This window comes from Roseobacter sp. CCS2 (genome assembly GCF_000169435.1).
Taxonomy (GTDB): Bacteria; Pseudomonadota; Alphaproteobacteria; order Rhodobacterales; family Rhodobacteraceae; genus Yoonia.
Window position 1 is genome coordinate 1,032,977 of the sequence record NZ_AAYB01000001.1, and the last position, 19,917, is coordinate 1,052,893.

The 19,917-nt window shown below is 54.1% G+C and carries 20 protein-coding genes; 3 read left to right on the top strand and 17 right to left on the bottom strand.

Features of this window, described 5'->3' with window-relative positions; translation table 11 throughout:
- The first annotated feature begins 13 nt into the window (after positions 1–13).
- On the top strand, positions 14–691 hold the full coding sequence (locus tag RCCS2_RS05300; protein ID WP_037293557.1) for a biotin/lipoate--protein ligase family protein: 678 nt from the start codon (positions 14–16) through the stop codon (positions 689–691).
- On the top strand, positions 688–1,182 hold the full coding sequence (locus tag RCCS2_RS05305) for a DUF6505 family protein (RefSeq protein ID WP_008232040.1): 495 nt from the start codon (positions 688–690) through the stop codon (positions 1,180–1,182). The genes RCCS2_RS05300 and RCCS2_RS05305 overlap by 4 nt, the downstream gene beginning before the upstream one ends.
- On the opposite strand, the gene RCCS2_RS05310 is transcribed toward RCCS2_RS05305, so the two are convergent.
- Genes RCCS2_RS05310 through RCCS2_RS05320 form a run of 3 tightly spaced genes read right to left on the bottom strand, consistent with a single transcriptional unit; the run spans position 1,179 to position 3,393 of the window.
- On the bottom strand, positions 1,179–1,982 hold the full coding sequence (locus tag RCCS2_RS05310; protein WP_008232041.1) for a substrate-binding domain-containing protein: 804 nt from the start codon (positions 1,980–1,982) through the stop codon (positions 1,179–1,181). The two genes, RCCS2_RS05305 and RCCS2_RS05310, sit on opposite strands and share 4 nt — an antisense overlap.
- Positions 1,979–2,686: an ATP-binding cassette domain-containing protein gene (locus RCCS2_RS05315; protein ID WP_008232043.1), complete on the bottom strand. Its 708-nt coding sequence runs from the start codon at positions 2,684–2,686 to the stop codon at positions 1,979–1,981. The genes RCCS2_RS05310 and RCCS2_RS05315 overlap by 4 nt, the downstream gene beginning before the upstream one ends.
- 2 nt (positions 2,687–2,688) lie before the next feature.
- Positions 2,689–3,393: an ABC transporter permease gene (locus tag RCCS2_RS05320; protein WP_008232045.1), complete on the bottom strand. Its 705-nt coding sequence runs from the start codon at positions 3,391–3,393 to the stop codon at positions 2,689–2,691.
- A 417-nt stretch (positions 3,394–3,810) separates the two neighbouring features.
- On the opposite strand from RCCS2_RS05320, the gene RCCS2_RS05325 reads away from it, so the two are divergent.
- Positions 3,811–4,833 carry an MraY family glycosyltransferase gene (locus tag RCCS2_RS05325; protein ID WP_198007007.1) on the top strand — a complete coding sequence of 341 codons (1,023 nt, stop codon included), beginning with the start codon at positions 3,811–3,813 and terminating at the stop codon, positions 4,831–4,833.
- Between the two features lie 34 nt (positions 4,834–4,867).
- Here the strand turns inward: RCCS2_RS05325 and RCCS2_RS05330 are convergent, their stop codons facing one another.
- The 14 genes from RCCS2_RS05330 to pseB all read right to left on the bottom strand — a co-directional run bounded on the left by RCCS2_RS05330 (position 4,868) and on the right by pseB (position 19,890).
- Positions 4,868–5,959, bottom strand: coding sequence for a glycosyltransferase (locus RCCS2_RS05330; RefSeq protein WP_008232049.1), 1,092 nt, complete (start codon positions 5,957–5,959; stop codon positions 4,868–4,870).
- Between the two features lie 2 nt (positions 5,960–5,961).
- A complete protein-coding gene (locus RCCS2_RS05335; RefSeq protein WP_083791147.1) occupies positions 5,962–7,233 on the bottom strand; it encodes an oligosaccharide flippase family protein in 1,272 nt (423 codons plus the stop codon).
- Positions 7,234–7,341: 108 nt separating this feature from the next.
- The gene (locus tag RCCS2_RS05340) at positions 7,342–8,235 is read right to left on the bottom strand and encodes a phytanoyl-CoA dioxygenase family protein (protein ID WP_008232051.1); all 894 of its coding nucleotides are present in this window, start codon (positions 8,233–8,235) and stop codon (positions 7,342–7,344) included.
- A gap of 15 nt (positions 8,236–8,250) precedes the next feature.
- Positions 8,251–8,778, bottom strand: a complete 528-nt coding sequence (locus tag RCCS2_RS05345; RefSeq protein WP_008232053.1) for an acyltransferase — start codon at positions 8,776–8,778, stop codon at positions 8,251–8,253.
- Position 8,779: 1 nt separating this feature from the next.
- Positions 8,780–9,796 (bottom strand): hypothetical protein, encoded by a 1,017-nt coding sequence (locus RCCS2_RS05350; RefSeq protein WP_156788426.1) that lies wholly within the window; start codon positions 9,794–9,796, stop codon positions 8,780–8,782.
- A gap of 404 nt (positions 9,797–10,200) precedes the next feature.
- A complete protein-coding gene (gene pseI / locus RCCS2_RS05355; RefSeq protein WP_008232057.1) occupies positions 10,201–11,268 on the bottom strand; it encodes a pseudaminic acid synthase in 1,068 nt (355 codons plus the stop codon).
- Positions 11,265–11,822 carry a UDP-4-amino-4,6-dideoxy-N-acetyl-beta-L-altrosamine N-acetyltransferase gene (pseH, locus tag RCCS2_RS05360; protein WP_037293562.1) on the bottom strand — a complete coding sequence of 186 codons (558 nt, stop codon included), beginning with the start codon at positions 11,820–11,822 and terminating at the stop codon, positions 11,265–11,267. The genes pseI and pseH overlap by 4 nt, the downstream gene beginning before the upstream one ends.
- Positions 11,815–12,933, bottom strand: coding sequence for a UDP-2,4-diacetamido-2,4,6-trideoxy-beta-L-altropyranose hydrolase (gene pseG, locus RCCS2_RS05365; RefSeq protein ID WP_008232059.1), 1,119 nt, complete (start codon positions 12,931–12,933; stop codon positions 11,815–11,817). The genes pseH and pseG overlap by 8 nt, the downstream gene beginning before the upstream one ends.
- Before the next feature lie 29 nt (positions 12,934–12,962).
- Complete coding sequence (locus tag RCCS2_RS05370) at positions 12,963–15,002, bottom strand: aminotransferase class III-fold pyridoxal phosphate-dependent enzyme (RefSeq protein ID WP_008232060.1); 2,040 nt, start codon at positions 15,000–15,002, stop codon at positions 12,963–12,965.
- Positions 14,999–16,327: a hypothetical protein gene (locus RCCS2_RS05375; protein ID WP_008232065.1), complete on the bottom strand. Its 1,329-nt coding sequence runs from the start codon at positions 16,325–16,327 to the stop codon at positions 14,999–15,001. Before RCCS2_RS05375 ends, RCCS2_RS05370 begins: the two co-directional genes overlap by 4 nt.
- A 4-nt stretch (positions 16,328–16,331) precedes the next feature.
- Positions 16,332–16,895, bottom strand: a complete 564-nt coding sequence (locus tag RCCS2_RS05380) for a GNAT family N-acetyltransferase (RefSeq protein WP_008232067.1) — start codon at positions 16,893–16,895, stop codon at positions 16,332–16,334.
- A 9-nt stretch (positions 16,896–16,904) separates the two neighbouring features.
- On the bottom strand, positions 16,905–17,747 hold the full coding sequence (locus RCCS2_RS05385) for an aldo/keto reductase (protein ID WP_008232070.1): 843 nt from the start codon (positions 17,745–17,747) through the stop codon (positions 16,905–16,907).
- Positions 17,744–18,892 (bottom strand): UDP-4-amino-4,6-dideoxy-N-acetyl-beta-L-altrosamine transaminase, encoded by a 1,149-nt coding sequence (gene pseC / locus RCCS2_RS05390; RefSeq protein WP_008232071.1) that lies wholly within the window; start codon positions 18,890–18,892, stop codon positions 17,744–17,746. The genes RCCS2_RS05385 and pseC overlap by 4 nt, the downstream gene beginning before the upstream one ends.
- A complete protein-coding gene (pseB, locus tag RCCS2_RS05395) occupies positions 18,892–19,890 on the bottom strand; it encodes a UDP-N-acetylglucosamine 4,6-dehydratase (inverting) (protein WP_037293567.1) in 999 nt (332 codons plus the stop codon). Before pseB ends, pseC begins: the two co-directional genes overlap by 1 nt.
- Positions 19,891–19,917: the final 27 nt, after the last annotated feature.

Sequence of the window (19,917 nt, forward strand, 5' to 3'; positions counted from 1 at the left end):
GTTCCCACCTTTGATGCATGGTCACGCCGTCACCAGTGACGCAATGGCAGAGGCCGCGCGCCAAGCCACATTGGGGTGCGACGCCGGGCTAGTCACCTATGTCTCACGCCCTGATATGGTCGAGGCGGCGCTGGTTTTTGCCCCGGAAGTGCCGCTGGGAAAGGCAATGGCGATGCTGCCGCTATGTGGCGTTGGCTTTCAAAACGCCCTTGGCGCGCTGGGCCCGCCGGAAGTGGCGGCCCATCTGGAATGGCACGGTGGTATTCGCGTCAACGCCGCGTCCTGTGGCGCATTGAAAGTGACTGCCGCGACCACCGATCCTGATGAAGTGCCTGATTGGTTGATCGTCGGACTGACCATGCCGTTGATGGCTGGCACCGAAGACATGGGACATACACCCGACCGCACTGTGCTTTACGCCGAAGGCTGCGCCGATGTGGCCCCGAGCGATCTGATCGAGGCTTGGGCGCGCCACACGTTGCATTGGATCAGCCGGTGGGAGGCGGACGGCCCACGAACGCTACACACTGATTGGCGTGGCCTGTGCCATGGTATCGGGGAAGAAACCGGAGTGAGCGATCTGACGGGTACGTTCGTGGGTGTGGACGAAGACTTTGGCATGTTGTTGCGCGATGCTGATGACACGACCCATCTGATCCCCCTGACAACCCTATTGGAGGCCCAACCATGATGCTTGCCCGCGCGATCCATTTCGATGAAAGCGACCAGCGGGTCTTTGCCAGCCCGGCACGCACCGGCGAATACTGCATCTCTGGGGGTTTTGAGTTTTCGGACTGGACCGAGGGTGATCTGGTCGGCAAGGCGCGGCAGGCGTTTTCAAACGGCTGGCTTGGGCTGGAAACGGGCGGGCGGGTGACTTTTGTGGCCGTCACGCAAGTTGAGCAGGTCGAGATAGATGCGCTGGCGCAAACCTTGGCTGCGCATTTCGTGACGTACTACGGTGCACCTTCGGTTGACGCGGCCTTGCCCACGGCACAAGAAGAGTTGGCGCAAATGGCGGAGCTTTGCGCCGATCATGCACCCAACACCCTACTGACAGTTGCGCGCGAGCTGACGCCCGCAGGCGTGCGCGAAGGTTACCGCGTGATCGAGGCGCAGGCGGCAGGGCTGGAACAATTCGCGATCCATGTGACCGAGGATGACAACGGCCATAGCCATTAGTCGGTCTTGGCGTTGAAAATAAACAAGGTTTCGCGATCAATTGTATAGCCGTTGATCAAATCGGCGGCGCGTTCTGATGTCAGCCAGTCTTCCAGCCGCGATGCCAGATCGGATTTCACATGATCATGCAACGCCGGGTTCACCGGCAGGTAAGCATATTGATTGAACAGGACAGGGTCACCGGAAAACAGCAAGGCAAGGTCACCTTTATTGCTGAAATTCAACCAACTTGCCCGGTCAGATAGAATATAGGCATTCAGGCCCGACGCTGTGTTCAGTGCCGCCCCCATGCCAGCACCGACAGCGCGATACCAATCACCAAAGCCGGTTGGATCAAGTCCGGCATCAATCCAAAGGCTGAGTTCTTTCTTATGGGTGCCGCTGTCATCGCCACGGCTGACAAAAGGGACCTTGGCATCAGCGATACCCTGCAAACTATCGTTTGCATCAGCCGCATCACTGATCGCAGCCGGGTCATTCGACGGCCCCACAATGACAAAATCGTTGTACATGATCTCGCGGCGGTGCGTGCCGTAGCCATTTGCCACAAATGCCTCTTCCGCCGCACGCGAATGCACAAGGATGGCATCAACATCTCCAGCCTCACCCAAGCGTAGGGCCTGTCCGGTGCCGACAATCAACAACTGCACCTCAAGCCCCAGATCAGCCTGAATTTCCGGTAACAGAACATCGGCAAGGCCGGAATTATGAAAAGATGTCGTGACCGCCATGCGCATGCTGTCCTGCGCTTGGGCGGCGGTGGCCCAGAGAAGGGTTGCTACAAACAAAAAGCGTTTCATTCTACGATATCTCCGTTCAAAAAGGCCCGCGCTGCATCTGTTTGCGGCGCATCAAAGAATTGCGCGGCAGGTCCTGTTTCATGCACCTGACCGCCACGCAGAAACACTATCTCATCGGCAAGGCGGCGGGCTTGACCCATGTCATGCGTCGACATCACAAGCCGGGTGCCTTGTGCCTTTTGATCTTGCAGGATCGCTTCGATCTCGGCGGTGGCGCGACCATCCAAAGAGGCACAAGGTTCATCCAGAAAAACGACCTGCGGTGCGGTGATAAACGCGCGGGCAAGGGCCAGTTTTTGCTGTTCGCCGCCGGACAGGCTGGGGGCCGCCCGATACGGCATATCGCCCAAACCAACGCGCTTGGCCCAGTCAAGGGCTTGCGCCATCGCCTTGGCTTTCGGCAGGCCCCGGATCAGTAGCGGATAGGCGATATTATCAACAACACTGCGGCGCAACATAACGGGGCGCTGAAACACAAAAGATTGCACCGCACGGGCCTGATCCATGGGCAGTTGCCAGGCAATGGTGCCTGCATGCAAACGTGCTGTTCCATGCAAAAGACCCAGCAGTGATGTTTTGCCAGACCCGTTTGGTCCGATGACAACGGTCGCGCCCACACCAGCCAGATGCAAAGACACTGGTCCAACCAGCACCTTGCCCCGGCGGCGTGTTTCTGCGCCAGTCACTTGTAATGGAAACACCATCGCTACCACCGCCCTTCGCGTTCGGTCTGGCCCAGCCAGTGGATGGTCAGGTTAATCGCAATCGTCAGCGCGATCAGCACAAAGCCTAGCGCAAGCGCCAAGGCAAACGCCCCCTTGCCAGTCTCAAGCGCGATCGCCGTGGTCAGCACGCGGGTCACATTGTCGATGTTGCCGCCCACGATCATGATCGCACCAACCTCGCCAATGCCGCGCCCGAAACCGGCCAATGCTGCGGTCAACAACGCCCGCCGCGCGTCCCAGATCAGCGTGCGCATCTTCTGGCGCTGACTGACGTTCATTGAAATCAGCAGATCATGATATTCCTGCCAAAGATCGCGTAGCGACTGATGCGCGATACTGGCAATCAGCGGGACGATGATAATGACCTGCGCAATGATCATCGCCGTGGGTGTGAAAAGCAAACCCAAGACACCCAGCGGACCTGACCTGGACAGTAAAACATAGACGATAAGACCCACAACAACAGGTGGTAAACCCATCAGGGCGTTCAGAATTGCAATGATCAGTCGCCGAAACCGAAAACGGCGGACCGCCAGAAACGCCGCCAAAGGAAAGGCGATCACACAAGCAATCGCCAGTGCGGTCAGCGTGACATAAAGCGACCGCAACGCGATCTCGGCAAGCTCTGGATCACCGGTCAGCACAAGCCAAAAGGCCTGTGTCAAACCATCCCACAGATCGACCATGCGCCTTTTCCTTTTCCCTGCCGGTGGAAACTGCCAAGTTTCGCAGACTTAGACCAGAGTGCAGGCGCAGCAAAAGCCGAAATTGGGTCATAAAGTCCCAGCATCAAGACCCAAGAATAATCAGGCGCCGTGGTCTGCGCCATATTAAGAACGTTCACGCCTGCTTGCGAAAAGTTCAGGACAACACCTCAACCATAACGCTTGACTTGTACCACGGCGCTGTGCAGCCACCGGTGACAGCGCCAGAGGTCTTGGACATTGCATCCGATGTGCTGCCGTGGCAATGATGAATGGCGCGCACGAGTGGGTTATATTCTTGCTAATTCCTAAGGTTGGACCGTCTTGATGGAGATTGATAAAATCCAGCTCTTTGAGGTTCATCTTCTCTATCTTGCGCTTGTTTCTTTCATATTGTGCATGGCGTTGATTGTTTTGGCACGGACCGTCCCACGCCTGCGCGGACGGGCAGGCGACGCAACAGCTGTGCAGGCTATGCATGTTGGGCTGACACCACGGGTCGGTGGCGTTGCAATCTTTGGTGCGCTCGCGTTCAGTCTGTTTTTCGCGCCAGAAGCGTTGGTGCGCCAATATGCTGAGTTCATAATCGCCACAGCAATGATCTTTGTTATCGGCCTTAGGGAAGATCTTGGATTTCACGTATCGCCACGTATCCGGTTGTTGGCAGTTGTTATCGCCAGCTTGATCGTGATCGCACTTATCGGTGATTGGCTAAGAAGCATTGGTTGGCCCTTTGCTGATCAGCTTTTGTCATACTGGTTTATCGGCATTCCATTCACCCTTTTGATTACGGCTGGCGTTTCAAACGGGTTTAATCTGATTGACGGGGTAAACGGCTTGGCTGCGGTCACGGCGATTGGTGGCGCAATTTCAATTGCGCTGATTGCGCAACAGGCAAACTATGTCCCGACCGTGGTGTTAAGCATGATGCTGGCTGCGGTTGTGGTTGGGTTTTTGGTTCTCAACTATCCTTTTGGGTGGATTTTTCTGGGCGATGCCGGCGCCTATACCATCGGCTTTGTGCTTAGTTGGCTTGGTATTGCGACGCTGCTGAACGCGCCAGCGGTATCACCGTGGGCGATACTGCTTACCATGTTCTGGCCATTGGCCGATACGCTGCTTGCCATGTATCGCCGGAACCGCAGTAACCGAGGTGCAATGCTACCCGACCGATTGCACATGCATCAACTGATCATGCGCGGTATTGAGATCCGCATTCTGGGGCGCAACCGGCGCCATCTTAGCAATCCCCTGACCACGGCGGCTCTGACACCATTTGTCTTGGCGCCGCCGATTGCGGGCACGTTATTATGGGACCATAACCTTGCCGCTTTCTGTGTCGTGATCATGTTCCTGGGGTTGTTTTTTGGGTTCTATACATTTGCCGTTGGCGCAATTCGAAAGAACCGAAAACGACCATAGCTTTGTTTCGGATCTGCGAAACGGTGAGTAATGCCTAAGGTAAGATAGAGGCGTACAGATCAAGAAACCGCCTCGACATTTTTTCCCTGCCAAACTCGTCCTCATACCGATCCCGTGCCATTTGCGCATATTTTTCGCGTAGATTGGGGTCTGCCAATACTTGATCAAGGCGGGCGGCAAGGCCATCGTGGTCACACAAGTCAAATGTCATACCGCTTTGGTTCACCCATGACACACCGCTGCCGGGAATGTCGCTGGAAATAGCAGGGCACCCCGCCCGCATGGCCTCAAGCAAAACAACGCCGAACGCCTCAAGACGGTTGATGGATGGCAAACAAAAAACCGTAGAAACCTGAAACAACTCAAGTAATGCAGACTGATCGGCTTTGCCCAAAAAATCGATGCGGTCGCTTAGGTTTAGGTCGTTAGCCAAAGCCTCCAAAGATTTGCGTTCCGGCCCGGACCCAACAACGACAAGGCGCGCTGGACGGGTCATTTTAGCCATCGCCCTGAACAAGACCGGCAGCCCCTTATATGGCACCAGACGGCCCACAAACAGGATTTGATCTGGCTTTACCGCAGTCCGCTGGGAACCACCTTCAATATCTGCGATTCCAATGGGAATGACGGATATTTTTTCCGCATGCGCAATAAGCGGCGGTGAGGCTTCTGTATAAGCTTGGGATGTTGCGACAATCGCATTTGCCCTTTTCAGCAACAAGGATTGTATCGGCCGTATCAGCCGCCCCAACATGCCTTTCCCCTCAATATCCGCATGCCAATGCACGACGATGCGAGTTTTGCGAGCGGAAAAAAGGGCCACGAAAGCGGCCAGTACATTGGGTGTGTGTACATGCAGAATGTCGGCTGTCCGTGCGCGTTTTATGCCGTCAGTCATGTAGCGCAGGGACATCGGCTGCGACGACACTTCTGAAAGCGTGGCGTAACGACGAATGGTCAGATTGCCCGCTGTTTCCGTGCCCGGTGTCGTTCGGGTAAAACAAAGCACCTCAATTCTGTGCCCATCCTGCGCGTGATCCACGGCCAACGCCTCTGTCACGCTTTCGATGCCGCCAAATTCTGGTGGGTAAAATTTACCCAGATGAACAATATCCAAGCTGCGCATAGTCAGGTGAACTCTCTGAAAAGGAAAAGAACAAGCAGTGCAGCATACCCTCCCAGCGCGGATAGCCATAACAGCGTGTACCGATGCCCGTTACGCCAAATCGCTATACACTGGGTCAGATAAAAGCCAAGCATCAGTGCGGAATGCCACACAGCAAAGGTCATCAAAGTAGAGCCGACATTTCCATCGGTGTTTGAGCGCACAGTAACGAAAGCCAAAATCGGTAGCGATATCAGCAGAAACGCCGCAGCATACCACGCAACGCGGCCCGCAATCTGAAGCCGTGAATTAAGCAAATCGTTAAGTGCGATTGCTGACCAAAGCACTGTCTGCGAAAGGATCAAAAGCGCCGTGACACGGTGCTGTACAAACACCTCGGCAAACCGATCACCAAGCACCGCGCCAAATTGATCGACCAGCAGCCAGAATGCCAACGCAAAAACGGTAACGCCAAGAGGGATGACCACCGCGCGTTGCTTAAGAATGGCTTCATCCCAAGAGAACAACTTGGGAAACAGGCCGATGATCAACAACTGGTGCCCAACAAGTGGAACGGCGGTCGCACGAAACAGGATCGCATAAAGACCCAGCACCTCTAGGTTTGAAAAAGTGCCCAGAATAATCCGGCTGGAATAAACGGCAAGGACCGATAACAGTCCGATCACCATCAATGGCAGGCTCACCCGCAGATTTTCCCGAAGGTCAGCCAGATCAAAGGGCATCCGTATATCATAATAGGCCCGAATGGTCCATAACAACAAAAGAGCCGCATAGATAGCAAGCACAGCAACCAGAATTGACTGGTGTCCAACGCCCCAAACAATCAATGCGCCACCAAGAAGTATGGTGACCCAGAACCCTGCCTCAAGAGAGACAGCCATCGTACTCTTGCCTTTTGCCTTAAGCACGGTGGCCCAGAGGCCCTGCAATAACAATGCAGCAGTTGCCAATGGGATAAGAACAAAAAACGATGTGATGGTATCAGAGCTTAAGGCCGCGATAGCACTGACAAAGAGCAAAAGAACCGCGATAACACCTGTCAACAAAAGGCCTGTATCCCAACGCGCCTTTACCTCATCTCTGAGAAGAACAAGTGGCACTGATGCTGGCAAGCCAAGTCCGATAATAAGAGCGCATAGAACGGCAACTGACTGGGTTAACTCCAGCCGTCCATAAAGTTCGACCGATACCAGATTGGCCAGAATAATTTGCGAAAAGAACAACGCGCAGCGCGCGACACCGAACCCTACTAAAAATAGAATGAACCTATTCAATGGGGCTACTTGCCTGTGAAGAAATCATGCAATGTAGTTATGTCTGCGCAAGCGTTCGGAAATTAGGGGAAAATACGCATATGATGCGCTTCACTACTTCGACAGCAATCATTTTAGATATACCCGGTTCGTCCACGCATCGTGATTTTTATCATTGTCTCTTTGCATCACAGGTGATTTGGGGCCGTAGGGTAGTGGGGTCAGGGTGTACACCACCTGAAAAAGCAAACGATGGCCGTTTTTCACAGGCTGCCCTTTATGAATGCCGTAGGTATCCTCAAGAAAGCCGTCACCGGCAGCTGAAAGCATCGTTTTTATCTTCTGCGCTCCAAAGGTATCGCTGACTTCGTCATCATTGAACCGACGAATATCGGTGAGCTTTGGCTGGCTGGACGACCCCAATACATATTTATGAGGCCCACTTTCTTCAGAGACATCTGTTAGATAAATAAACAACTTTACAAAGCGCCAGTCGTCCACATCTCGATGATAATTCTCTGCTTGCTGCGGTCCCAGAGGTGTCGGATAGCTCCACCATGTCGCCATATATCCAATCGTTGGTTTGCAACCAAGAAACTTGCCCACAACATCAAGAATTCGTGGATCATTTGCAATGTCCAACAGATAAGGTGCCACAATTATGTCATCCGCGTCATGATGCGCGATATGTGCCTCCTTTGGGCGTTGGTCGGACAACGGTAGAAATGGTCCTTCGCCTGCTCGATACGGATCTCGTACCTCTCGGTTAGAGAAGTATTCACGTAATTCTTCACATTGCGCGGCGCTTAACAAAGAACCCAAAAGATGAATGCCATCATTGCGAAGGTTCATCAGCCCCTCATCACCGCGTTTATTGTCAACGATCGCTGCTTTAGGTTTAAAACGCACAAACTGGTCGGCAATCCATGCACGACGTGCCGGGGTCGTAATGCGACGTTGCAGGTAGAAACTCCACCACCGCTTATCAGTGACAATCTGCTTAACGCGTGAAAGCTTTCCCATCGTAACTAATCCTTGTTAAATTCTGTTCTTAACCGGGCGGGCTGGAATGCCAGCCACAGTGTCTCTTTCGGGTACTGTACAGAATGCGACTGACCCGGCTGCGAAAACCGCATTCTCACCGATCTGTACACCACCAAGAATAATCGCACGAGCACCGATCCACGCGCCGTTCTCAATCCGTATAGGTTTTGAAACATGCTGATATGGCGAATCCATGTCAGGAAAATTAAGCCCCGCGGTTTCAATCAAAACATCACGCAAAATACGGACGTTATTGCCAAGTTCGACACAACTATGCGCCCCGATCGAAACATTTGTGCCAATAACAACACTGTCTCCTAGCACCATGTTTTCGGGGTATCTAAGGTCTGCGTTCCATGCGCATACCCATCCCGATCCACGATTGCGCACCAGCGCGCCAAACCTGATCCGTCCCCAAAGCCACATGATACGAAAAGCAAATTTGCTGAACATCCATACTAGCCCCCCGAACAGCACGAAATCCAGAACGCTTTTTTCAAGATGCAGGATAAGTTTCTTCATATCACGCAGCCACCGGTTTCATCTTGTACAGTTTGCGCGACACGATCCAGAAGATGACAAACGCATTGATTGAATACATACCTTGCGCAGAAATCATGAAATTCACAACCGGCGCGAAAAAGAGCACAACACAAAAATGGCTATACAAAGGATAGGCGCCGATATCACCTTTTTGTGCTGATCGCGCCAGGCTGCGGGCCCACATCCCAAAGACGAACATCATAAGTGGCGAAAACCATCCAAAATCAACCCAAAGCGGGCCAAAGAACGACGTAAAAACACCAACCCTTGGGAAAAGCGCAAACAAATCGGCAGCACCGGCAAGTCCAAACATTTCAAGCGCTTTGAAGTACGGCGCAAAGGTCAGTGCCCCGAAAGCAAATTCTTGCGGCGTTGGCTGCACCCACAGGATCTGAAACTCAAAAAGAGCGTGTGTGTAATACTGCGAGATTGGTAAAATGACGGCAAGCATGTTGGCCGCTGGACCCCCGTTGGACAGTATAGCGTGCGCGCCCGCATTTGGGATAACGGTATGGGCATAGCCGGATACGTAAATGGAGTCGAAGACGGAAAAGCTCATTTCATCGAGGCGCCATAAAAAGACGTTTGCGGATACAAAAACGACGGCCGCAATGCCGGCCGCAACCGGAAGCAGCAGCTTGCGGGGTATCGCCTTTCCATTGAACACCGAGATTGAGGTTCCAAAATACGCCATCGCCAAGGCGACAAGCATGAATGATCTTGAAAAAATGATCAGCGCGTCGAACGCGGGGATCAGAAACAAAACAAGCGCAGCAATCAGCTTGAACCGGCTGCGGGGCATGAACCGCGAACCCAGATAAATGAGGATCGGTATAAAGCCGAACGGATAAAGCACAGCACCCACTAAAGAGAGCGCCGAAGTGCTGCTTTCAAGAAGGACTTCGCGCGCCAAGCCGCCAGACAGGTCCCCGACGCCGCGCAGAACATACCGATCAATCAGGCGTATCAGGTTGCCAACACCGCCAATGACGAACATTGTCCAGAAAAGACGTGCTTCCTTTCGCGCGATGGTCCTTTCCAATGCAAATCTAGTGCGATGAGACACCTTGACCAAATCTGAAAACCGGCTTCCCGCAACAAAGGTGCAGCAGCAGATCAAGATGAAAACCACGCTTGTTGGTGCGATCTCGACAACAGATTGAAGTGGCGCGATCACCCACAAGCCCAAATAAGTCACAAAGCCAAAGAACAGCACATTTTCAGGTCGGAAAAGCACCGTTTAGGTCTGCATCGCAAGAGATATTGATGTGAAGGATCTTGCCGCACTGTGCCAGCGGACTGTTAGGCCGATCACCCCAGCGCCTTTTATCTTGCTGCGCCCAATCTTTGATTGATGGCTGGTTTTAGGCTTTGGTATCATTGGTTTCCACAATGGCAAACTTAGACGTCGGATTTCAGCAGGTCCCATGAAACCGGGGTGTTGCGCCTGATGGCTTGTGTGACGCGTGCGCCAATAATCTTATCGGTGTATTTTGGCGGCAAACCGTACCCCGGTCGTACAGAACGCACCGCATCCGCCGTTACAATATCGTCGGCTTTCATGTCCTTTACAAAATACAGTGACCGGCGAAACTTAATATTTCCTTGCTCACTTGATTTGCGACCGTAGTCAACTTGCCCGATTGCCTGCCACGCTGTCTTGGCGCTTTTGCACAGCTGCGTGAATTCGGCTGGCTCCAGAGAAAAGCTATCGTCCGGCCCGCCACCATTTCGATCCAGCGTAAAGTGCTTTTCAATCGCAACGGCGCCAAGCGCGATACTGGCCACTGCCGTTGTGTTATCCAGCGTATGATCTGATAGGCCGACAGGAACGCCAAACCTGGCCTCCATATCTGCGATTGTGCGTAGGTTGTAGTCTTCGGCAGGGGCTGGATAACCGCTTACACAGTGCAGCAACAAAAGGTCTTGGCACCCGCCGTCGCGCGCGGCCTGAACGGCCTCGCCGATCTCTTCTTCATCGGCCATGCCGGTCGACATAATCATCGGTTTGCCTGTTGACGCCACATAGCGGATCAGTGGCAGGTCGATGACCTCAAAAGACGCGATCTTGAACGCCGGTGCGTTCAAATCCACTAAGAAATCAACCGCTGTGGTATCAAAGGGTGACGAGAACATCGTCATGCCATGGCGCGCTGCCCTTTCGAATAGGCTTTTGTGCCAGTCCCAAGGCGTATGTGCTTCTTCGTAAAGGTCATAAAGCGTGCGTCCATCCCACAGCCCACCAGTGATCTGAAAAGCCTCATCATCGCTTTTCAACGTGATTGTGTCGGCGGTATAGGTCTGCAATTTGATCGCATCGCAACCCGTTGCGGCGGCGGCGTCGATCATCTGTAGTGCTGTATCCAGCGATCCATTATGATTGGCAGAAAGTTCGCAAATCACGTAAGGCGGCTGATCTGCACTGATCAAACGGTCAGCGATTTTGATTGAATGACAGGTCTTGGTCATTGAGGCAGCCTTTCTTGCAGTTTTTCAAGTTTGGCGGCGCGTATTGCCTGCCAGTTGTCAGCAAATAGGGCCAGCCTGTGCACATCTTCCAGTGTCTCGCCAATCATGACGTGGGCAAGGAAAAGTCCCTCTTTTTCGAACCCAAAACTTTCATGCAACCCGATTGAAGCCGCATTGCCTTTGATCACCTCGGCGTTGACTTTGCGCAATGCCATTGGACCAAACGCTTCGTCCATTGCAAGAAATGTCATCATTGACCCGGTGCCGCGAGGTGCCTGAGGCGCGGTATAAAATCCCCAATGTGCCGTCGCGGACAGCGGCGCGATCTGGGAAAAAGCAACATAGCCCAAGGGTGTTTCATCACGCTCATAGATATAAAGCCGGGATTTTGGTGAAGTCTTTGTAGCCTCCCACCAAGTGCGATGCTCTTTTAGCGTAATCTCATCCTGCGTATACATGTGACGGCGGATCGCAGGGTGGTTGCGCCACGATAAAACAGCGGGCAGGTCCGTTTCTGTCATGCGCCGCAGCTTGCCTGGGGATTTGTCAGTCATGGGCATCCCCTAACAGGCGCGCGGCCATATGCCCGGCACCGGTGCCATCGGTTAGCGCGGCAGCACGACGCGCCATAGCACGATAGGCTGAAGGGTCACTTAACTGCGTCAGGCCCTGCGCCAACGCGGCTGCAAAATCAGATTCGTCCGGATGTGGCAGGGCAAGGGCCACCCCGTTTTCGGCCATGCTGCGGGCGATAGCTGTCTGATTGTCAGCAAGCGCCAGTTGCAGTGTGGGCAGGCCGAGACAACAACGCTCCCAAGCAGTCGATCCAGCCGCCCCGATGCAAAGGTCGGTTTGCGTAAGACGGCGCGCCATATCAGGGACGGCCACATCCACCTGCGTGTGCATCGGCAAAGCGCGTGCCTGTCGCTTGACGTCATCAAGCCAAGGGGCATTCGCGCCCATGACCACGCTGACCTTCATCTGATCAATTCCCGCAATACCTGCCAGCGCATCAAGCACCACGCCTGTTGCATTGTCACGGTCGATACCGCCGAGCGTCACCAATAGGCGTTCAGGTCGTTTCAATGTTTCGCGTCGGCGCAATGCATCGGGGCGCAGCGTTGCAAACTCCGGTCGCAAAAGCGCATGCGCGGGGCCGATCAATCGGTCGTAGTTTTCCGGGACAAGCCCATCATAGTCCTGCGCCAAACGGCCCACATTCTGGTCAAGCAACACATCCGCAAGATGGGGTCGGTCGGCCAGATCATCAATCACCAACAGTCGTACACCACCGGGTAACGCGGCCTCTTGCCAGACGCGATCCAGCGCGTAGTGATCCAGGACCAACCAATCCGCGCCCTCATCGCGCAGAGCCTGTCGGGTCGCAGCGGCGTCATCGCGCCAATCGGCATCCAGCCAATTTGCATGAACGGGAGTTGCGGTATGGGCGCCATAATCTGCACCAGTGTCGCCAAGCAGCGTGATGGCACGATAACCCCGGTCGCGGATCGTAGGGATAATATGTCCGCGATGTTGCCGGGTGATGAAAACCACTTTGGCCCCTTCAGCCCGCAACGCATCGGCCAGTGTCAGGCAGCGCATCACATGACCCGTTCCAATATTCAGCCCGGCGTCCGCACGAAATACGACGCAGCTGGACGTCATGTCTTTACCCACAAGGCTTCAACCATGGTTCAATTAAGCCGGTTGAACCCGGTATGACAGATCGGACCATCAAGTAGGCCTTCCAGCGTTTCACGCCCGGTCTGGCATTTTGATACCAACGCCATTGCGTCATCAAGTGCGGCAAATGTCAGGTCAAGCACCTCTGGCGTATGTGCCAGCGACGCATAGAACGCGGGAGGCGCAAGAAAACCGCGTTTCAGCATTTCTTGCGTCACAAGGGTTTTATAGCCCGCCGGATTGTCGCCTGTAACGGACCACGTGGTCAGCGCGGGCAATCCACTTATCACGACATCAACATTATGCGACGCGGCAACCTGGCGTAAACGCGACCGATAATCATTGCCAATATCAGTAATTTGCATCCAGCTTTCTTCGCGCTCCATGATCTCTAGCGTTTTTAACGCTGCGACAGAACCGATACGCTCGGTCCAGAACGTTGAACTGATAAAGGTGGATTGTGCGGCTTCCATCACTGCGCGGCGCCCGACAACGGCAGTAATGGCATAGCCATTTCCAAGCGTCTTGCCAAACACCGCGATATCAGGCTCTACCCCATATTTCTTGTGCAGCCCGCCAAAGGTTTCGCGAAAACCAGAGGTGCATTCGTCAAACACCAAGACAATACCATTGGCATCCGCCAATGCGCGCACCTTGTGCAGGAAATCGTCTTGCGGTTCAGCGTTTCGGACAACTTCCATTTTGATCACACCGATCTTGCCGGTAGCGACCAATTCCTCAAGCGCGGCAAAATCATTGTACATGAAAGGGAATGTGCTGGCGGCCAAACTGCGCGGAACACCACGCGGGCTCAGACCGGGCAACAGGTGACCGTCAAGGTTGGCATCATCCGCCAGATTTGCCGAAAGATACCAGTCATGCCATCCGTGGTATCCGCAGATCGCCACACCGTCACGCCCCGACGCCGCCCGCGCGATACGCACAGCGATGGCATTAGCCTCTCCACCAGATCGGGCAAACCGGACCATATCGGCCCACGGTGCGTTGATTTCGACCAGACGTTCGGCAAGCAACACCTCTTCGGGCGCATTGAGCGTCGATAGATTCCCCTTAGCCACACAATCACGAACGGCATCATCCACTTCGGGATGGCTATACCCAAGTACGTTGGTGCCAATCCCCATGAACCCGGCGTCTATGTACTCTGCCCCGTCCATATCCCAGACACGGCATCCTTGCGTGCGGTCAAAATAGGCGGGCCATTGTTCGGGCAGGTGCATTTCGGCGCGTTTCGACAAAAGCATATTGCCGCCCGGAATGACCTGCTTGGCGCGTTTCCACAATTTCTGCCCTTTACCTATTTTGGCCCCCTCATTGCGGGCGATGGTGCTATTGGCCTCAAACAATTCGGGCTGGCTGTCATACAGCGCAATCAATTTGGCAAAGTCGAAATCCGGGTCCGCAGAGAGCGCCTGAAGCACCGCTTCGGCGACCTGCAAATCTACTGGTTCATCAATCGTCAGGCGCAAAGCAGACAGATCGCGACCAGCAGTTATTGATCCGCGACGAATGTCTGCTGCGCGGCGCAAAAATGGCGTGACGTGTTCACGGTCATGGCTGTTCTGCGCTTTATGGGCGGCGCGCAACAGGCTGGCCGCTGTGAAAACTTCGATATCCAATCCGTCCGGATATGTTGGTGGGTCAATATTCGACAGATAATCGATATCCCCGTTTTGTGCATGAAACGCGCTGATGGCTGCATCAACCAATTCGGGCATAACAAACGGGCAGTCGCCGGTAATGCGAACAACGACGTCCGCGCCGCTTTCCTCTGCCGCACGCACATAGCGCTGTAATACATCGTCTTCGCTATCACGCACGACGCGAATCCCCTGCGTGGCGCAATGCGCGGCCAAAGGATCATCTCCTTGCAAATGGGTGGTGGCCAGCACAATTTCATCCACGCCACTGGCCTGCTTAAGCCTGTGCAGCAGCAGGTCGATGACCCGCTGACCCGCCACAGTCTTCATCACCTTACCCGGCAGGCGGCTCGAACCCATGCGGGCCTGAACGATAGCAACTGTTTTCATGCGTCAGCTTTCTGTTGTAGGCGATTCACGATCTGGCCGATGGCATTTGTCACCTTTGCGATATTGTCTTCAGACGCGCAATGTGGGTCATACAAGGGCTCATTTATCGTGCCTTCAAAACTGTCTGCCACCAGATGTGCCAAAAGCCCCGTACCGCGGGCGACACTGCCACATCCGGCGTTGACGTCGCTCAGTAAGCGGTCAACGGCCTCTTCTGGGGTGTCGGCATGAAACGCTGGCAGGTGACGCGCCAGGACAGGATGTCGCAAAGACATGCATCGCCCCCGGCCAAACACGGCCTCAAGACCAACGGTACCCGACACAGTGACAGCGCCGATACATGCGGTCTGTGCGGCAGCCATTGTGCAATCGCGCGGCAGCAAGATCACGCGATTTGTTTCTGCCGCCAATGCGATCAATGCAGACGAAACTTCATATTTCGCTTTTGGATTTGCCTTGATGGCCACCGCGCCCGTCTTTGGCAGCGCCGCCAGCAAGCGCCCTATCAACGCCACCTGATCGCTGAACGGCCGCCCCCAGACATCAATGTTAGCCTCAGGCTGCATCTGAAGCGGGTAGAGGATTATTGGGTCATGTGATGCGTCAGGCATGCGCGCCAACTTGTCCCATGCAGCAAGGTTCCGTTTCAGTTGCCTGCCCAGCGCCAATTTGCGGGCAGGCGACGGCGTATTGTAACGCTCACCCCGAAGCCAACCAAGCGTTGTCAGCCCTTGCCCGGCTGTACGGCGTAGCTGACGCGTGCGGGCAGATATTGCGGAAGGCAGCTTCATGTAACTTGGCAGGTTACGCCCTGTATTGATTGCTTCTGCAATCTCAATCAGTTTTTCTTGCGGCCATGCCTCCTCGCTGCCGCCGACAGGGATTTGCGTATCTTCTTTTAGGATATTGAAGCGACCGTTGGGATAACGTGTCATTGTCGGATGCAGATAGGGGATACCGCGTTTGCGACACTCTGCGATAATCAACAGCTCATGCATCAGTGTCGGTTCACCAAACACCACGTCAGGGCGCAGCTGATCCAAAGCAGACGCGATGCGGTTTTCATAATAGGTATAGTGCAACGATCCGCTGCCGAAATACTGTCTGCCACGGTCTGTTGTGACCGCTTCGGGCACAGGGGTGTTCACCAGATCAGCGCTTTGTGGAAAACCCAGATTGTACACATCACCCGCCACACCTGATGGTGCATAGGCCGGGTTTTGAACGATCCAACCCGTCTGATGACCGGCCTTTTCCAACGCGCGTGCCACCGTGGCCCAGAATGCCGTCTTGCCCCGGTTTTCGACAAAGGTCAGCCGGGCCATGGCGTCAGCACTCTTGCGGGAAAAACTTGGGGTTGAAACACGAAATGACAATGCGGTCACGCGACTGCCCGTTCAGCAAATACTGACCCCGCATTGTGGCCTCAACCACGAAACCAGCAGCACAATAGGCTTTGAGTGAACCAACATTGCCCTCTATCACGCCATCCGAAAGCTTGCGCAGCCCATAGTTTTCAAAGGCCAGCTGCACACCGATGCGCACAGCCTCGCGGCCGATGCCCTTACCCCAATACGCCCGATCACCAATGAACGTGACCAATCCGGCAGTTCCGTGTTTCCAACTGATTGGCCCGATCTTCACATTGCCGATATGCCGGTCACTGTCCTTTGCGAAAATACCATGCATCACATGCAAACCACTTTCGCGCCCACCGACCATGTAATCAACGACGTCCTTGCGCGAAAGATTGCGCGCCTCAAGATACTCGGTCACCACCGGGTCGCTGAACCATGACAGATAGGTGTCAGTCACGTCATCAGGTGTGAGCTGACGCACGGTGACTTGTCCGCCATCATCATGAACATCGTTTGTATAAGGGATTTCCTGCATGTTCCGTCCTCACCAACGCCTTGGATCAGTCAGATCCTTGGTCACACCCTCAAACGGCGTAAACTGTATAGCTGGCCGTGTTTGCGGCGACTGGGCCGCTTGCAGGATTTCATTTAGTTGGGCAGGGCTATCACAACCGACAACGACCTGCGCAATTCTCGGGCAGGACAACAACGGCAACAGCGCAGCTTGCACCGGGGTCAACCCCAGCGACGCGGCCTGCGCGCGAAACTGCGCCAGAACATCCCTCCAAGGCGCAAGATGTGGCGGCAGTTGGTCAGGTTGGCTAAGAAGAAAGCCCTGAAGGAAAGCCGAGCGCACATGCACTTCGATAGTTTCGGGCAGTGTCACCCGGTCGTACCACGGATCCAAAACATTGGCAGGCAACTGCACCAACGTCATGGGATAGCGCGCGCACAGCGCTTGCACGCTATCCACATCATACGCTGATACACCAATCCGCTTGGTCATTCCCGCATCGCGCAAACTGGTCAGCGCATCCCAGATACCCGGTCGTTCTATGTCGGTTGGGTTATGCAGCAGATAGCCATACAGTGGCACATCGCCCAGCGCGGCATAGGACGCTTCAAAGGCATCATGGAACGCCGCCAACGGATCAGTTGCATCGCTTAGGTCAGGACATTTGGTGACGATACCAAAGCGTTTCGACGCCTTAGCGTGGGCCAGAACCGCCTCTGCTTCGCCATAGGCGTGTGCGGTGTCCAACAGGCGCATGCCTGCGGCGTTTGCCATATCAAGCATCGCGCAAATCTGATCCAGCGGCACCTTCCCGGCGGCATTGAATGCACCATAGGTCATTCCGAATTGGACAGTGCCAAGCATCAGCTTCATGCCAAAGCACGTTTCAGGCACGCAACCACAGTATCCTGCTCGGCCTCTGACAATCCGGCATGAAGCGGAATGCTGACTGCCCGTTTATAGTAGTCTTCGGATACCGGGAAATCACCATCGGCAAAGCCAAGGTCGCGGTAATATGGCTGTAGGTGAACGGGAATGTAATGCAGATTTACGCCAATACCATCTGATCGCAGTGCTTCAAAAACCGAACGATGCCGTGCTTCGTCATGTAACCGGACAACATAGAGGTGAAACGACGCACGTGCATCTATCAGCCGTTTGGGCAAATTCAAAGGAAGGTCGGCAAGCAACGCGTCATACCGATCAGCCAGCGCATTGCGCCGCGTGACAAAATCATCAAGCCTGCCAAGCTGACTAAGACCCAATGCAGCATGCAATTCGGTCATGCGATAATTCCAGCCCAGTTCGATCTGCTGATAATACCACGGCCCGTCAGAGGCGTGGGTCATCAGATTTTCATCGCGGGTAATTCCATGGCTGCGAAGCCGCTGCATCCGGGCGGCCAAATCTGCGTTGTTTGTCAGCGCCATGCCACCCTCGGCCGTGGTGATGATCTTGACGGGGTGAAAGCTGAAAACGGTGATATCTGAGTAGGCACAGTTTCCTACAGGGGCATTGCGATAATCTGCGCCAATTGAATGGCTGGCATCTTCGATCAGACGAATGCCATGCCTGCGGGCCAGTTCAGATATGCGCAGCATGTCCGGCGACTGACCGCACATATGCACCGCCACGATCACTTTGGGCAAACGTCCGTCGCTGGCGGCTTGATTGATTTTTGCCTCAAGAGCGTCTGCGCAGATGTTGAACGTGCCAGGATCAATATCGACGAAATCAACGTCAGCCCCGCAGTAGCGGCCACAATTGGCCGACGCAACAAACGTGATAGGTGATGTCCACAACAAATCGCCCGGGCCCAAATCCAACGCCAGACAGGCGATGTGCAACGCTGATGTGGCCGAGTTCACGGCAACGGCGTGTTGCGCCCCCACACGATCAGCGACAGCATCTTCAAAACGCGGCACCACAGGCCCCTGCGTCAGAAAGTCTGAACGCAGCACCGCTGCAACAGCGGCAATGTCATCATCGTTGATGATCTGACGGCCATATGGGATCATCAAATCGCTCCGATTTTATCTTTATGAGTAGAAATCCAACTGGCAAGATCCTCTGGGGTCATCCATTCATCATTCTGATCGCTGGTATAAAAGAAATCCTCTGCCACTTTGCGTCCATCCTTGATGCGTGCAGGATCATCCGACCATCCATTGATCGCAGGCAAAATCTTGAAATGTGCGTCGTATTCGTAGGTGTAAGGCGCATCTTCTACACCAATCATTTGTTCATGCAGTTTCTCACCAGGACGAATGCCGATAATCTTTTGTTCGGCTGCCGGGGCGATCACCTTTGCGATATCCGTTACCGTCATCGAAGGGATTTTCTTAACGTAGATTTCCCCGCCGATCATGTCGTTAAAGGCATGCCACACAAGCTCCACACCCTGTTCCAGACTGATCATGAAACGCGTCATCCGATCATCTGTGACTGGCAATGTGCCCTTGTCGGCAATCGACATGAAGAATGGAATAACCGACCCACGCGACCCCATCACATTACCGTACCGAACAACCGAGAACCGTGTTCCATGTTCTCCTGAATAGGCGTTGCCAGCGACGAACAACTTGTCAGAGGCCAGTTTAGACGCGCCATACAGATTGACGGGCGATGACGCTTTATCGGTGGAAAGAGCGACAACGCCCTTCACCTTATTATCAATGGCGGCATCAATGATGTTCATGGCACCATTCACATTGGTTTTGATGCATTCAAAGGGGTTGTATTCCGCCGTTGGCACAATCTTGGTTGCGGCCGCATGGACAACATAATCAACACCGTTGAAGGCACGGTAAAGCCTTTCTCTGTCGCGTACATCGCCGATGAAAAACCTCACACGCGGGTCGTCGGCAAACAGCTTGGCCATCTCCCATTGCTTCATCTCGTCTCTGGATAAGATAATCACCTTCTTTGGCTTGTAGCGTTCCAAAGTCATCGGCAGGAAAGCATGCCCAAATGAACCGGTTCCGCCGGTCACGAGAATTGTAGAGTTTTCTAGCATTTCAGTCATGATGTCCTTAAATTCAGC